The sequence below is a fragment of the Bradyrhizobium sp. A5 genome, from assembly GCF_042076515.1.
Lineage (GTDB): Bacteria > Pseudomonadota > Alphaproteobacteria > Rhizobiales > Xanthobacteraceae > Bradyrhizobium > Bradyrhizobium cosmicum.
This window is the reverse complement of sequence record NZ_CP148990.1, coordinates 3,403,988-3,418,993: the sequence shown is the minus strand read 5'-3', so window position 1 is coordinate 3,418,993 and position 15,006 is coordinate 3,403,988. Positions and strand designations below refer to the sequence as shown.

Below are 15,006 nucleotides of genomic sequence, written 5' to 3'. Positions count from 1 at the left end.
CGCCGAAAAGCATTGACGGGCGCCAGACTCTCCCGCATAAGTCGCCGCCATGTTCACGACCACCAAACGCACGACCAAAACCACCACGGCCTTCGGGGCCCGGGGAGGCGTGCGCTTGTAGTCGTCGACTAAAACGCAATCAGCTCTACCGAAGCCCCGCCCATGATGGTCCGGGGCTTTTTTGTTGTCTAAATCGCAATTCAATGGAGGACAAAGTGAGTAACGATCCCGTCGTCGCGATTGTCGGCGTCACCGGTGCGGTGGGCGCCGAATTCATCGCCACCATGGACAAGCGCGGCTTTCGCGTCGGCAAGCTCAAGGCGCTCGCAAGCGCCCGCTCGGCCGGCAAGACGGTATCGTTCCGCGGCAAGGACGTCGTCATCGAGGAGCTGACCGAGCGCGCCTTCGACGGCGTCGACATCGCGCTGTTCTCCGCCGGCGGCACCATCTCCAGGAAGTACGCGCCGCTCGCGGTCAAGGCCGGCGCGGTCGTGGTCGACAACTCCTCCGCCTTCCGCATGGACCCGAACGTGCCGCTGGTGATCCCCGAGATCAACGCCAACCGCATCCGCGACCACAAGGGCATCATTGCGAACCCGAACTGTGCCGCGATCACCGCGCTGGTGCCGCTGTGGCCGATCCACCAGAAGAACCGCATCAAGCGCGTGATCATCTCGACCTATCAGGCGGCAAGCGGCGCCGGCGCCGCCGCGATGGACGAGCTCGTCGAGTCCACCCGCGCCAGCCTCAACGGGCAGGTCTATACGCCCAAGGTGATGCCGCACCCCTACGCCTTCAATCTCTTCAATCACAACACCGCGGTCGATCCCGACACCGGCTACAACGACGAAGAGACCAAGGTCATCAAGGAGACCCGCAAGATCTTCGAGGACGACAGGATCGCCATCGGCGTGACCTGCGTCCGCGTGCCGGTTCTGCGCGCCCATTGCGAGGCCATCACCTTCGAATGCGAGAAGCCGATCACCGAGGACCAGGTCCGCGCCATCATGGCGCAGGCCCCCGGCGTGAAGGTGATCGACGACCGCGTGAAGAACTACTTCCCGATGCCGATCGACGCTTCGGGCCAGGACGACGTCCTGGTCGGCCGCATCCGCAAGGACCTCAGCGATCCCAGTGGACATTCGATCTCGATGTTCGTGGCGGCGGATCAGCTGCTCAAGGGCGCGGCGCTGAATGCGGTGCAGATCGCGGAGCTGTTGCCGCAGCGAGTGATGGCGTAACCCACCACTTCTTTCGCCGCAGAAACAAAAGAGGTGGGTTACGCCTTACGGCTAACCCACCCTACGGCGCTGCCCGAAACAGCAAACACGCATCCCCATACGAATAAAACCGATACCCGCTCGCGATCGCGTGCGCATACGCCTGCTGCATCGTCTCGAGCCCGGAGAACGCCGACACCAGCATGAACAGCGTCGACTTCGGCAGGTGGAAATTGGTCAGCAGGATATCGACGGCGCGAAAGCGATAGCCGGGGGTGATGAAGATCGAGGTCTCGGCCATGAACGGCTGGATGGCGCCGTCCTCGCTGGCAGCGCTTTCAAGCAGCCGCAATGATGTGGTGCCGACGGCGATGATGCGGCCGCCATTCTTCCGCGCGGTGTTGAGCTTCTCCGCGGTCTCGGCCGAGATCGTGCCCCACTCGGCGTGCATCTTGTGGCCTTCGGTGTCGTCCACCTTCACGGGGAGGAACGTCCCTGCCCCGACATGCAGCGTCACGCGGTTGATGCCGATGCCGCGTTCGCGCAGCGCCTGCTCCAGCGCCGGGGTGAAATGCAGGCCGGCGGTCGGAGCAGCGACCGCGCCTTCGTTCGCGGCGAACATGGTCTGGTAGTCGGCGAGGTCCTGATCGTCGGGCGTGCGCTTGGAGGCGATGTAGGGCGGTAGCGGCGGACTGCCGAGATCGGCGATCGCCTGGTCGAGCGCAGGCCCATGGAACGAGAATGACAGTGTCACCTCGCCCTCCACGCCCTTGGCCTCGACCTCGGCGTCGAGATGGCCGAGCAGGCAGACTTTGCCTTCATTGCCGAAGCGGATGCGGTCGCCGGGGGTGAGCTTCTTCGCCGGCTTCACCAGCGCCTGCCAGCGCGAGCCGTCGAGGCGCTTGATCAGGGTCGCCTCGATCCTCGGCTCGGTCTCGCGCCCGATGCGGCGGCCCTTGAGCTGCGCCGCGATCACCTTGGTGTCGTTGACGACGAGCTGGTCGCCGGGCTTCAGCCATTGCGGCAGGTCGGCGATGATCTGGTCACGCAGCGCGCCGCCCTCCACGACCAGCATCTTCGCGGAGTCGCGCGGGCTTGCCGGGCGCAACGCGATGCGCTCGGCAGGCAGCTCAAAGTTGAAGAGATCGGTGCGCATTACGCCGCTGCGCCTCAATTGGCGTCATTCCGGCGCGCGCAAAGCGCGAACCCGGAATCTCGAGATTCCCGGTTCGATGCTGCGCATCGCCCCGGAATGACTGCTACGAGATCACTCCGCGTCGGCAGCCATCCGCGCCTTGACGATCTTGTCGGGGTTCTGCACCGGCTCGCCGCGCTTGATCTTGTCGACATTCTCCATGCCCTCGGTGACCTTGCCCCACACCGTGTACTGGTTGTCGAGGAAGCGGGCGTCGTCGAAGACGATGAAGAACTGGCTATCGCCGGAATCGGGACTGGCGGCACGGGCCATCGAAGTGGTGCCGCGCACATGCGGTTCCTTGTTGAACTCGGCCTTCAGCTTCTTGCCGGAGCCGCCTGTGCCGGTGCCCTGCGGACAGCCGGTCTGCGCCATGAAGCCTTCGATCACGCGGTGGAACACGATGCCGTCGTAAAAACCTTCGCGGACCAGTTCCTTGATGCGCGCGACATGGCCGGGCGCGAGGTCGGGACGCATCTCGATGGTGACGGGGCCCTGGGTGGTCTCGAGGATCAAGGTGTTTTCGGTGACGCTCATGCTCGTCTCTCTTGCGTTGGAGGTGAAGTCTTGTCAGGTGACGTTCTGCGGCTACGGAACTGGATCGCGAATGGACGTCCCGCGGCGGCGCCGGCCATTGCATCGGTAAATGGCATTGGCGTGCAGCGTTGCAACGCCTCCATCACCGCGATCCGGTATTGCAGCCGGTCATTGTCGGAGGCCTCCGCGGATTCATAGGAAATCCTCGGATGGCCCAGAATATTTCCGGACCGGTTAAAGCTCACGACGACGGTGATGTCGAGTGGGCGCGCCCTGGCCGGCGGCGGCGGCCTCCAGCAGGTGCGCAAATGCCGGAAGATGTCCTGGATGGTATCGACCTGCCCGTCCCCGGCGGCCGCGCCGGAGGCAGCCATCAGCAGCATCGCGGCGACCAGCAGAAGCCTGTTGCCGCAACGCGCCATCTCCCACCCTATTTGATGTCGGAGGCGACCTGCACCTTCACCATTTTGTCGGGGTCGGTGACGCTGCCGCTGGGTGAGCCGGGCGGCGCCTTCTTCAGCTTGTCGACGACGTCCATGCCCTGCACGACTTCGCCGATCACGGTGTACTGGTTATCCAGGCTGCCGCCGTCGGCGAACATGATGAAGAACTGCGAGTTGGCGGTGTCGACGCTGTCGCCGCGCCGGGCCATGCCGACGATGCCGCGTGCGAAATGCACCTTTGAGAACTCCTGCTTCAAGTTCGGATATTTAGAACCACCGGTGCCGTTGAAATTCTGGCCGTCCCCGGTCTGCGCCATGAAGCCGTCCATGACGCGGTGGAACGGAACGTTGTTGTAATAGCCCTCGCGCGCGAGCTGCTTGATGCGCTCGGCGTGCTGGGGCGCGAGGTCGGGCCGCAGCTTGATGACGATGCGGCCCTTGGTGGTGTCGATGACGATGGCGTTCGCCTTGTCGAGGTTGGCCGGCAATTGCTGCGCCACCGCCGGCACCGCGAATACAAGCGCCGCAAGAACTGCGAAAATTCGGATCATGAGAACTCCGGATCAGAGATGAAAGAGGAAACGCGCCGTTATCAGGCGAATTTTGCCTTGAGCTGTGCCGCGACGAGCGGCGGTACGAAGGCCGAGACGTCGCCCCCCATGCCGGCGATCTGACGCACCAAAGTGGCGGTGATCGGGCGGACCGCCGGAGAGGCCGGCAGGAACACCGTGTGCACCTCGGGCGCCATGGTCCCGTTCATGCCGGCGAGTTGCATTTCGTAGTCGAGATCGGTGCCGTCGCGCAGGCCACGAATCATGATGGTGGCGCCGTGCGTGCGGGCGGCAGTGACCGCGAGATCGTCGAAGGTCACGGCTTCCAGCACGCAGCCGGCTGCAGCGGCCACCGGCCCGCAGACCTCGTGCAGCATCTTGAGCCGCTCCTCGGTCGTGAACAGCGGCTTCTTGCCGGGATGGACCCCGATGGCGACCACCAGCCGGTCGCACAGGGGAACACTGTGCCGGACCACGTCCAGATGGCCGTTGGTGATGGGGTCGAAGGAACCTGGATAGAAGGCAATGCGCGGCATGGCCCCGTCCTACCGCGCCCCGCCCGGCCCGGCAAGCCGGACCGGTTTCCCGCCCAGTCATTCCGCCAGGTCGTGTCTGAATCGCGCCGATTGTTTCGTCCTGAGGGCGGCCGCGAAACAAAACGGAGCGCGAACGAAACCATTTCCCGCCTCCGCGAAGACGTCCGGAAACTGGCCATGGTTACTAATCCACCCAACGAGGATGTGAATCTTTCGACTTTCTGCGATTTCGATGTGAGTCAAATCAACGACTTAGCTTGCTCGAAAACGGCATAAATCGAATTGTCTCTCATGCTCAACGAATGACGGGCCGCACACTGGGCGTAGCGGCCGCATCACAGGGGACCGTCGATGATCAAGACCCTTTCAGCGATTGCGATCGCCGCTTTTGTGGCTGCTGCCCTCACCGTCCTTCCCGGCTTCGCTCCATCAGTCGAAGCGAGCGTCCCGCAGCCGCTCGCCAAGGGCGACCGGCTCGATATCCGCAACATCGGCAAGGACTGCTCGCAGCAGGCATGGCCGAACTTCGAAGCCTCGTGCCTGCGCCGCGCCGGCACCAAGGCCAACATTCGCGAGGCGCGCCTGGTGACGGCCGACCGCACGCCGTAGGCGGGCTGTCAGCTTCGCGTCACATAAATCCCATGGATATTTGCGACGTCCCGTCGCAGACTGCCTGATGCTCGCGCCCGTCGGAATGACCCGCCGGGCGCGATCCCATTGAGGGGTTGCACTTGTCCAGCACGCCCGCGGTCGCTTCCGGCCATCGTCCGGCCCCCCTCCCGATAGCAATGACCATGGGCGCCCTCGGGGTGGTCTATGGCGATATCGGCACCAGCCCCCTCTACGCCCTGAAGGAAGCCGCCAAGGCGGCCGCTCATGGCGGCACATTGAGCCACGACGCTGTTCTGGGGATTGCCTCGCTGATCCTGTGGGCGCTGTTGCTCATCATCTCGTTCAAATATGCGCTGCTGATCCTGCGCGCGGACAATCGCGGCGAAGGCGGCATCGTCGCGCTGCTGGCGCTGCTGCATGCCCGCCACGCCCAACCCGGCACCTGGCGAGCCCATCTGCTGGTGGTGGGCCTGATCGGCGCCGCGCTGCTCTATGGCGACGGCGCGATCACGCCGGCGATCTCCGTGCTCAGCGCGATCGAAGGCCTCAAGGTCGATGCCCCCTCGCTTGCACCACTAGTCGTACCCGTCACGGTCGTCATCCTGATCGGGCTGTTCATAATGCAGAAGCAGGGAACCGGATTCATCGGCCGCATCTTCGGCCCGGTGATGCTGGCCTGGTTCGTCGTGCTCGCCGCGCTCGGCATCCACGGTATCGTCAAGGCCCCGGCGGTGCTGGCCGCGCTCAGCCCGCTCTATGCCTTCGAGTTCCTGATCCACCAGGATTTCCACGTCTCCTTCGCCATCCTCGGCGCGGCGTTTCTGGCGGTGACCGGCGGCGAGGCCATGTATGCCGACATGGGGCATTTCGGCCGCTTCCCGATCCGGCTCGCCTGGTTCGCAATCTGCCTGCCGGCGCTGGTGCTGAACTATTTCGGGCAGGCCGCGCTGCTGATCACCGATCCGACCATGATCGAGAATCCGTTCTTCCAGCTCTGCCCCGACGCCCTGCACTATCCGCTGGTCGCCTTTTCCGCGGTCGCGACCGTGATCGCCTCGCAGGCGATCATTTCCGGCGTGTTCTCGCTGACCCAGCAGTCGATCCAGCTCGGCTTCCTGCCGCGCATGCAGATCCGCCACACCCAGAGCGACGCCATCGGCCAGATCTACGTGCCGCTGGTGAACTGGTTGCTCGCCGCCGCAACACTTGGTGCGGTGCTGAGCTTCGGCACCTCGGACGCGCTCGCCGGCGCCTACGGCATCGCTGTGTCGCTGCTGATGGCGATCACCACGCTGCTGGCCGCGCTGCTCGCGATCCAGTGGGGTTTTTCGCCCTGGCTCGTCGTCGCCGTGAACGGATTCTTCTTCGTGATCGACATGATCTTCTTCTCGGCCAACTCGATCAAGCTGTTCGAGGGCGGCTGGTTTCCGCTGCTGCTCGCCGCGCTCGTCGCCTTCCTGATGTTGACCTGGCGGGCCGGCGTGAAGCTGGTCGAGGCCGCGCGGGCGCGGCTGCGCCAGCCCGAGGAGGATTTGATCGAGACCGCGGTCAACAAGTGCAGCGCAAGGCTGCCCGGGACCGCCGTGTTCCTGGCCTCCGCGCCGCGCGGCGTGCCGCTGACCCTGACGCAGTTCGTCAAGCACAACCGCGTGCTGCACGAACGCATCGTCCTCGTCACCGTCCTGATCGAGGATGCTCCTCACATTGCCGACGAGGAGCGCGCCGAGGTGATCGAGATCATCACCGGCATCACCCGCGTGATCCTGCATTACGGCTTCATGCAGAACCCGACGATCTATGACGGGCTCAAGCTCACCTGCCGCCAGGGCAAGCTGCCCGGCCTCGACCTCTCCGACGTCACCTACTATGTCGGCCGCGAGACCATCATCCCGCGCGAGGACGTCCCGGGCATGTGGGTCTGGCGCGAAGGCGTGTTCGCATTCCTCCAGCGCAACGCCGAACGCTCCGCGGCGTTCTTCGGCGTGCCGACCAAGCAGGTGGTGGAGTTCGGGACGGAGCTGGAGATTTAGGGAAATTCGTAGCCCGGATTTCGCTTCGCGCCTTGCGGGCTGCGAGGGGTGAATGATCACTCCCCGCTCGTCTCCCCATTGGCGCCGTTCCCGCTCTCAGCCTCTTCGGTGATGTGCTCGACCGACACCACATGCTCGTCCTCGGCGGTGTCGAACACGATCACGCCCTGGGTCGAGCGGCCGGCGACGCGGATGCCTTCGACCGGGCAGCGGATCAGCTGGCCTTTGTCGGTGACCAGCATGATTTGATCGGCATCCTCCACGGGGAAGGATGCAACGAGGTTGCCGTTGCGGTTGTTGACGCTCATGGCGACGATGCCTTTGCCGCCGCGGCCCGTGGTGCGGTACTCGTAGGACGAGGTCCGCTTGCCGTAGCCGTTGACGGAGACGGTGAGCACGACCTGCTCGGCCGCCGACATCTCGATGTAGCGCTCCTGCGGAAGCTGGAAGCTGCCGGAGGTCGTCTCTTCGGCCTCGGCATCCACCGCAGCCTCGTCGGCCACGGCTTCGCCGGCGACCGCACGGCGCATCTTCAAATAGGCAGAGCGTTCGTCCGAGGTGGTTTCGACGTGGCGCAGGATCGCGAGCGAGATCACCTTGTCGCCCTCGGCAAGCGCGATGCCGCGCACACCCATCGAGGTGCGCCCGGTGAACACACGAACGTCGGTGACGGGGAAGCGGATGCACTGGCCGCCGGCGCCGGTGAGCAGCACGTCGTCGTGCTCGGTGCAGATCTGAACGTCGACGATCGCTTCGTTCTCGTCGAGCTTCATGGCGATGATGCCGGAGCGGCGGACGTCGACGAAGTCGGACAGCTTGTTGCGCCGGACGTTGCCGCCGGTGGTCGCGAACATCACGTCGAGGTTGCCCCAGGTCGATTCATCCTCGGGCAGCGGCATGATGGTGGTGATGCGCTCGCCCTGCTCCAACGGCAGGATGTTGATCAGCGCCTTGCCGCGCGCGTTCGGCGCGGCCATCGGCAGCCGCCAGACCTTTTCCTTGTAGACCTGGCCGCGCGACGAGAAGAACAGCACCGGCGTGTGCGTGGAAGCCACGAACAGGCGGCTGACGAAATCCTCGTCGCGGGTCTGCATGCCGGCGCGGCCCTTGCCGCCGCGGCGCTGGGCCCGGTAGGCCGACAGCGGGACGCGCTTGACGTAGCCGGCGTGGGAGACGGTGACGACCATGTCCTCGCGCTGGATCAGGTCCTCGTCCTCGACCTCGCCTTCCTGCTCGATGATGACAGTGCGGCGCGGCGTGGCGAACTCGGCCTTCACCTCGGCAAGCTCGGTCTTGATGATTTCAAGCACGCGCTCGCGCGAGCGCAGAATGTCGAGATAGTCGGCGATCTCGCCGGCGAGCTTGTCGAGCTCGTCGCGGATTTCGTCGCGGCCGAGTGCGGTGAGCCGCTGCAGGCGCAGGTCCAGAATGGCCCTCGCCTGTTCCATCGACAGCCGGATCGTGCCGTTTTCGCTGATACGATGGCGCGGATCGTCGATCAGCGTCAGCATGTCCTCGACGTCCCGGGCCGGCCAGTCGCGCGACATCAGGGTGTCGCGGGCGGTGGTCGGATCGGGCGAGGTCCGGATGACGCGGATCATCTCGTCGATATTGGCGACCGCGATGGCGAGACCGACCAGGATATGGGCGCGATCGCGCGCCTTGGCGAGCAGGAACTTGGTGCGACGCGTGACGACCCGCTCACGGAAGTCGACGAAGATCGCCAGCAGGTCCTTCAGATGCATGATCCGCGGACGGCCGCTGTCGAGCGCCACCATGTTGACGCCGAAGCTCGTCTGCAGCGGTGTGAACCGGTAGAGCTGGTTCAGCACCACGTCCGGCACGGCGTCGCGCTTCAATTCGATCACGACGCGATAGCCGTCGCGGTCGGATTCATCGCGCAGGTCGCCGATGCCCTCGATCTTCTTTTCCTTGACCAGCTCGGCGATGCGCTCGACCATCGTCGCCTTGTTCACCTGGTAGGGAATCTCGGTGATGATGATCGCCTCGCGCTCCTTGCGGATGGTCTCGATCGCGACCTTCCCCCGCATCATGATCGAGCCACGGCCGAGGTGATAGGCGGCGCGGATGCCCGCGCGCCCGAGAATGACGCCACCGGTCGGAAAATCCGGTCCGGGCACGATGTTGATGAGTTCGTCGACGGTGAGCGCGGGATTGTCGATCAGCGCCACGCAGGCGTCGATGACTTCGCCGAGATTGTGCGGCGGAATGTTCGTGGCCATGCCGACCGCGATGCCGCCCGCGCCGTTGACCAGGAGGTTCGGGAACTTGGCCGGAAGAACCGACGGCTCGGTCTCGTTGTTGTCGTAGTTCGGCTGGAAGTCGACGGTGTCCTTGTCGATATCGGCCAGCAGGGCCAGCGCCGACTTGGTCAGCCGCGCCTCGGTGTAACGATAGGCGGCCGGGGGATCGCCGTCGACCGAGCCGAAATTGCCCTGACCGTCGATCAGCGGCACCCGCATCGAGAAGTCCTGCGCCATGCGGACCATGGCGTCGTAGATCGACTGGTCGCCGTGCGGATGATACTTACCGATGACGTCGCCGACCACGCGGGCGGATTTGACGTACTTCTTGTCGGGCGTGTGGCCCTGCTCGTGCATCGAGTACAGGATGCGCCGGTGCACCGGCTTCAGGCCGTCGCGGGCATCGGGCAGCGCCCGCGCCACGATCACGCTCATGGCGTAGTCGAGATACGACTTCTTCATCTCCTCGAAGATGGAGACGGGTCGAATATCCGAGGGTTGCGCCGGCTGGTCGCCGGGCTTGTCGTCGTCGTCAGCCAAGGGGGAATCCGGTGAGGTTTTATCTGGGAATCATATAGCGCATCGCCCCCCTGATAACCACCCTCGCGGGGGTCAAGGGAAGCGCTTTTTCCGCTTATTTTTCCAACGACTTAAGGCCTTACAAGCAACGCCCTGGAAGAACCCGGAATCGGCATTCCCAAGCCGCCCGCACCGCCGGGCAAGTCGCGCGGCGAGCCCACCCCGTCAGCCCGTTTGCCGATCGGCGATCCAAGCTCACCTCAAACATGAAGCGGGCCCGGAAATCCCGAGCCCTTCCTGCCGATTAGTGAGATTTGCTCATACGAAACGGGAAGCGCCGCCGATCCTGCCGGCGCGTCCTCGTCTTGCGACCGCCGTTCTCAGAACGGGATGTCGTCGTCCATGTCGCTGTTGCGGCCGCCGCCACCGCCGGCGGCAACCGCACGGCGCGGCGCGCTGCTGACGGGCCCGGAGGAGCCGAAATCGCCACCCGGCTCGTCGCCGAAGCTGCCGCCTCCGCCGCCGCTCCGGCCGTCGAGCATCGTCAGGGTCGAGTTGAAGCCCTGCAGCACGACCTCGGTGGAGTACTTCTCGACGCCGGCCTGATCGGTCCATTTGCGGGTCTGGAGCGCGCCTTCGATGTAAACCTTGGCGCCTTTCTTCAGGTACTGCTCGGCGACCTTGCAGAGTCCTTCATTGAAGATCACGACGCGGTGCCACTCGGTCTTTTCCTTGCGTTCGCCGGTCGCCTTGTCGCGCCAGGTCTCGGAGGTCGCGATGCTCAAATTCGCGATCGGCCGCCCGTCCTGGGTGCGGCGGATTTCAGGATCCTTGCCGAGATTTCCAACCAGAATGACCTTGTTGACGCTTCCCGCCATGCCGCTCTCCACTCCGAATGCCACTGAATCTCAAAGGCGGGGTCCGCGCGAAACGGTCCTCTGCCACCCTGTTGAGGCGAACCCTATACGCTCGCGAGGGCGGATCAGCCCGTCACCCCTCAGGTTATCCCCATATATAGCATCGACGATGGGCTTGTTCCAGATTTGTTCTCAACTGGGTCTGTGGTGAGTAACTGCTGAATCAACTGGCAGAGTGGAACTTAAACTGGACTACGGCGACGGAACCCGATGGAACTTTTTTGGGTTCCCGGTAAGACGAAAAATCACTTAACATTCATTTACTTAGTTCCATTTCGTTCGTTCGCGACTGTGGTATTTCGGAGACGGACTCTGGCGCCAAATCGGGCTAGCTTTGCCTCGGAATTAGATCGTATGGGCATCGCGCCTGATGGTCCGCTTTGGGGAATTTTGTGAAGCGGACAAACATGGGAGAGACCGTAATGAATAAAACTTTGCTGGTTGCATTGGGTGCCGCTGCGTTGGGCTTGGCGGCTCCTGCGAATGCGGCTGATATGGCCGCGCGTCCCTACACCAAGGCGCCGATGGTCGCGCCCGCCCCGATCTACAACTGGACCGGCTTCTATGCCGGTGTGCAGGGCGGCGGCGGCTGGGGCCGTAGTGACGAGACCTTCTTCGACGCTCCGAATACGGCGATCTTCGCCGGGACCCAGAAGTATGACACCAGCGGCGGCTTCGTCGGCGGCGTGTTCGGCTACAATTGGCAGTCCGGCCCGGCCGTATTCGGCATCGAGGGCGACTACCACTGGGCTGACATCAGCGGCCGTTCTGCCGAGATCAATGCCGGCGTCGGTGACACCTACTTCACGAAGATTCGCGGCTTCGGCGACATCAAGGGCCGTCTCGGCTACTCGACTGGTCCCGCGCTCTGGTTCGTCAGCGGCGGTGCAGCGGTCGGTGACATCCAGCACCGCTACGATGGCATTCCCGGAAACGTCTTCGTCCAGAATGACTGGCGTTGGGGTTGGACGGTCGGTGCCGGCGCCGAATACATGTTCGCTCCGAACTGGTCGGCCAAGGTCGAGTACAACTACATCGATTTCGGCAAGAGCTCGATCCAGTACAGCGGGATTCCGACCGATCGTTCGGAGTGGAAGGACACCGTCCACACCATCAAGGCAGGCGTGAACTATCATTTCAACTGGGGCGGCCCGGTCGTCGCGAAGTACTGATATCCTTCTGATATCACTTGCAGATCAAAGGCCGGCCTCGCGCCGGCCTTTTTGCTGAGGGCAAGCCGCCGGATTAGTGCGTCAGTAACCATTACATTCTGCAACCGCTGTGGCTTTTGAGAGACACAACTTGCGGCTTCAATGGTGTAAGCCGACGTCAGTTGGACCAACGCGTCCGATGTCCTTCCGAACGCACGGAAGGCAGAAACAGAAACCGGGACTGGGATTAGGTTGATTATGAAGAAGGTTTTGTTGGCTTCGGCCTGTTTGTTCGCTCTCGCCGCTCCGGCTTCGGCCGCTGATCTCGCGGCCCGCCCCTACACCAAGGCACCGGTGGCTGTGGCCTCGGTCTACAACTGGACCGGCTTCTATCTCGGTATCGTCGGTGGCGGCGCCTGGGAGAACGGCTCGGGCGATCCGAAGATGAAGGGTGGCTTCGTCGGCGGCACCGCCGGCTACAACTGGCAGACCGGCAATGTCGTGTTCGGCATCGAGGCCGATGGCGCCTGGGCCGATGTCAGCGCTTCGGCGACCGGCCCCGTTGCCGTCCCCGGCTTCGGCGTTGTGACCACCACGCTCACCTCGAAGACCGATGCGATGGGCACCGTGCGCGGCCGCATCGGCTACGCCGTCAACCAGGTCCTGTTCTACGGCACCGGCGGCTACGCCTGGATCGACAACAAGCTGTCTCTGTCTGCGCTCGGCGTGACCGCGTCGGACAGCAAGTGGCACTCCGGCTGGACCGTCGGCGCCGGCGTCGAAGCGTTCTTCGCGCCGCAGTGGTCGGTCAAGGGCGAGTACCTCTATCGCAGCCTCGGCGGCGAGACCTACTTCTCGGGCGTCCTGCCCACCGGCACGCTCAACCTCCACACCGTGCAGGTCGGCGTGAACTATCACTTCGGGGGCCCGGTGGTCGCCAAGTACTGAGCGAAGTACTGATCTTCGCGCCCAACGCCATCGCGTTACGAAAGGCCGGCCTCGCGCCGGCCTTTTTGTTTTTCACGCGTACCAGTATGGGCCGGCCGCTCCCGCACGTTTTCGGCGAGATGTGGCGACTCGGTAACACAACCTTTGGCTTCAATGGTGTAAGAGAGTGACGTCAGTTGGGTCATTGGGTCCGCCGCTCTTCCGCCGTGCGGAAGGCGACAAAGAGAAACGGAACTGGGGAATCGAAATGAAGAAGATTTTGTTGGCTTCGGCCAGCCTGTTCGCACTCAGCGCGTTGGCTCCCGCATCGGCGGCCGATCTGGCGGCCCGCCCTTACACCAAGGCGCCGGTCGCGATGGCCTCGATCTACAACTGGTCCGGCTTCTATATCGGCGCCAACGCCGGTGGTGCCTCGAGCCACAATTGCTGGGACGTCAACAATATCGCCGGCGTTGCGGGTCCGGACACGGCCGAGGGCTGTCACAATGCAACCGGCGCCGTCGTCGGTGGCCAGATCGGTTATCGCTGGCAGTCCACCAACTGGGTGTTCGGCCTTGAGGCCCAGGGCGACTGGGCCAACCTGAAGGGCTCGAATACCAGCCTGGCGCTCGCGCCGCTGGTCAACGAGACCAAGATTGATGCGATCGGCCTGTTCACCGGCCAGGTCGGCTATGCCTGGAACAACGTGCTCTGGTACGTGAAGGGTGGCGCCGCCGTCACGCACGCCAAGTACAACGGCAGTGTGATCGGCGTGGTCATCGACAGCGCAAGCGAGACGCGCTGGGGTGGTGCGGTCGGCACCGGCCTCGAATTCGGCTTCGCGCCGAACTGGTCCGTTGCGATCGAATACGACCATCTGTTCATGGGCAAGCGCAACAACTCGTTCACGATTCTCGGTTTCAACGACCGCATCGACAATATCAAGCAGGACATTGACATGGGCACCGTCCGCCTCAACTACACCTTTGGTGGCCCGGTGGTCGCCAAGTACTAAGCGAAGTACTGATCTTCGCCTCCAACGCCATCGCGCTACGAAAGGCCGGCCTTGCGCCGGCCTTTTTGTTTTCGCGCTGACGAGCATCCAACCGTCAAGGAATCGTGGGGCGCGAATCGCACCCGCGCATTGGCTTGGTGAGTTGGGGATCTGACATGAAGATTTGTGCGCTGGCCGCGGCCGGCTTGTTCGCACTCGGCGCGATCGCGCCGGCGGCGGCTGCCGATCTGCCGCTGTATTCCAAGGCGCCGGTAGCGCCTGTCCTCGCCTACGACTGGAGCGGCGTGTATGCCGGCATCAACGGTGGCGGCGGCTGGGCCCACGCCTGCTGGAACGTGACCAGCGCGCTCGGCCTCGCGGTTGATCCAGCCGTCGGCGAAGGCTGCCACAACGCAGGCGGCGGCACGATCGGTGGACAGGTCGGCTATCGCTGGCAGAAATCGCGCTGGGTGTTCGGCATCGAGGGCCAGGGCAACTGGGCCGACTTCAAGGGCAACAATGTCAGCGTGGCACTGGCCCCGCTGACCAACCAGACCAGGATTGACGCCTTCGGCCTCTTCACCGGCCAGATGGGCTACGCCGTCGACAGCCTGCTGCTCTACGGCAAGGCCGGCGCGGCCGTGGCGCACGACAAATACGACACCTTCTTCCCGGGCGTGCCTGCACTCGCGTTCAACAGCGTCAACCAGACCCGCTGGGGCTACACCATCGGCATCGGCGTGGAGTGGGGCTTTGCCGAGAACTGGTCTGTCGGCGGCGAGTACAATCATGTGTTCCTGGGCCATCACAGCGCCGACTTCGCCACACTCACTGGCGGATTTCTCGCGCGCACCGACCGGATTGGCCAGGACATCGACATGGGCCTGATCCGCATCAACTACCGCTGGGGCGGCCCGCTCGTCGCCAAATACTGACCCCCATTACGAAGCCCCAAGGACTCCTCCAGGTCCTGCTCAAGCGCGGATTCCTCCGTGTCCGCGTCCGAACGAGAACGAAGGGCCGGCCTCGCGCCGGCCCTTCGCCTGTTCCCTTGTGCTCCGCTCCTGCCAGTTGCCGCCAAGGCGCCAACAATCCGTTGACGATTCGCAA

Annotated in this window: 14 protein-coding genes; 7 read left to right on the top strand and 7 right to left on the bottom strand. The window is 64.0% G+C overall.

The features are described 5' to 3' along the window. Positions 1-203: 203 nt before the first annotated feature. Positions 204-1,241 (top strand): aspartate-semialdehyde dehydrogenase, encoded by a 1,038-nt coding sequence (locus WHZ77_RS16345; protein WP_375314544.1) that lies wholly within the window; start codon positions 204-206, stop codon positions 1,239-1,241. Positions 1,242-1,302: 61 nt separating this feature from the next. Here WHZ77_RS16345 and queA read toward each other — a convergent pair whose 3' ends face one another. The 5 genes from queA to coaD all read right to left on the bottom strand — a co-directional run bounded on the left by queA (position 1,303) and on the right by coaD (position 4,482). After that, a complete protein-coding gene (queA, locus tag WHZ77_RS16340; protein ID WP_375314543.1) occupies positions 1,303-2,376 on the bottom strand; it encodes a tRNA preQ1(34) S-adenosylmethionine ribosyltransferase-isomerase QueA in 1,074 nt (357 codons plus the stop codon). A gap of 111 nt (positions 2,377-2,487) precedes the next feature. After that, on the bottom strand, positions 2,488-2,952 hold the full coding sequence (locus tag WHZ77_RS16335) for a peptidylprolyl isomerase (RefSeq protein WP_071913717.1): 465 nt from the start codon (positions 2,950-2,952) through the stop codon (positions 2,488-2,490). After that, on the bottom strand, positions 2,949-3,374 hold the full coding sequence (locus WHZ77_RS16330) for a hypothetical protein (RefSeq protein ID WP_375314542.1): 426 nt from the start codon (positions 3,372-3,374) through the stop codon (positions 2,949-2,951). Before WHZ77_RS16330 ends, WHZ77_RS16335 begins: the two co-directional genes overlap by 4 nt. A gap of 8 nt (positions 3,375-3,382) precedes the next feature. Then, positions 3,383-3,946 carry a peptidylprolyl isomerase gene (locus tag WHZ77_RS16325; RefSeq protein WP_143845551.1) on the bottom strand — a complete coding sequence of 188 codons (564 nt, stop codon included), beginning with the start codon at positions 3,944-3,946 and terminating at the stop codon, positions 3,383-3,385. Between the two features lie 41 nt (positions 3,947-3,987). Further along, positions 3,988-4,482: a pantetheine-phosphate adenylyltransferase gene (coaD, locus tag WHZ77_RS16320; RefSeq protein WP_015685953.1), complete on the bottom strand. Its 495-nt coding sequence runs from the start codon at positions 4,480-4,482 to the stop codon at positions 3,988-3,990. A gap of 351 nt (positions 4,483-4,833) precedes the next feature. On the opposite strand from coaD, the gene WHZ77_RS16315 reads away from it, so the two are divergent. Beyond that, positions 4,834-5,091: a hypothetical protein gene (locus WHZ77_RS16315; RefSeq protein WP_375314541.1), complete on the top strand. Its 258-nt coding sequence runs from the start codon at positions 4,834-4,836 to the stop codon at positions 5,089-5,091. 179 nt (positions 5,092-5,270) lie between these two features. Then, complete coding sequence (locus WHZ77_RS16310; RefSeq protein WP_375314540.1) at positions 5,271-7,124, top strand: potassium transporter Kup; 1,854 nt, start codon at positions 5,271-5,273, stop codon at positions 7,122-7,124. A gap of 56 nt (positions 7,125-7,180) precedes the next feature. Here WHZ77_RS16310 and gyrA read toward each other — a convergent pair whose 3' ends face one another. Beyond that, positions 7,181-9,928, bottom strand: a complete 2,748-nt coding sequence (gyrA, locus tag WHZ77_RS16305; RefSeq protein ID WP_375314539.1) for a DNA gyrase subunit A — start codon at positions 9,926-9,928, stop codon at positions 7,181-7,183. 359 nt (positions 9,929-10,287) lie between these two features. Next, positions 10,288-10,785 carry a single-stranded DNA-binding protein gene (locus tag WHZ77_RS16300; protein ID WP_375314538.1) on the bottom strand — a complete coding sequence of 166 codons (498 nt, stop codon included), beginning with the start codon at positions 10,783-10,785 and terminating at the stop codon, positions 10,288-10,290. Between the two features lie 461 nt (positions 10,786-11,246). On the opposite strand from WHZ77_RS16300, the gene WHZ77_RS16295 reads away from it, so the two are divergent. The 4 genes from WHZ77_RS16295 to WHZ77_RS16280 all read left to right on the top strand — a co-directional run bounded on the left by WHZ77_RS16295 (position 11,247) and on the right by WHZ77_RS16280 (position 14,831). Next, positions 11,247-11,996: an outer membrane protein gene (locus tag WHZ77_RS16295; protein ID WP_375314537.1), complete on the top strand. Its 750-nt coding sequence runs from the start codon at positions 11,247-11,249 to the stop codon at positions 11,994-11,996. A gap of 237 nt (positions 11,997-12,233) precedes the next feature. Beyond that, positions 12,234-12,923, top strand: coding sequence for an outer membrane protein (locus tag WHZ77_RS16290; protein ID WP_375314536.1), 690 nt, complete (start codon positions 12,234-12,236; stop codon positions 12,921-12,923). Positions 12,924-13,170: 247 nt separating this feature from the next. Beyond that, entirely contained in the window at positions 13,171-13,917 is a 747-nt protein-coding gene (locus WHZ77_RS16285; protein ID WP_375314535.1) for an outer membrane protein, read from the top strand. 155 nt (positions 13,918-14,072) lie between these two features. After that, complete coding sequence (locus tag WHZ77_RS16280) at positions 14,073-14,831, top strand: outer membrane protein (RefSeq protein WP_375314534.1); 759 nt, start codon at positions 14,073-14,075, stop codon at positions 14,829-14,831. Positions 14,832-15,006 lie beyond the last annotated feature (175 nt).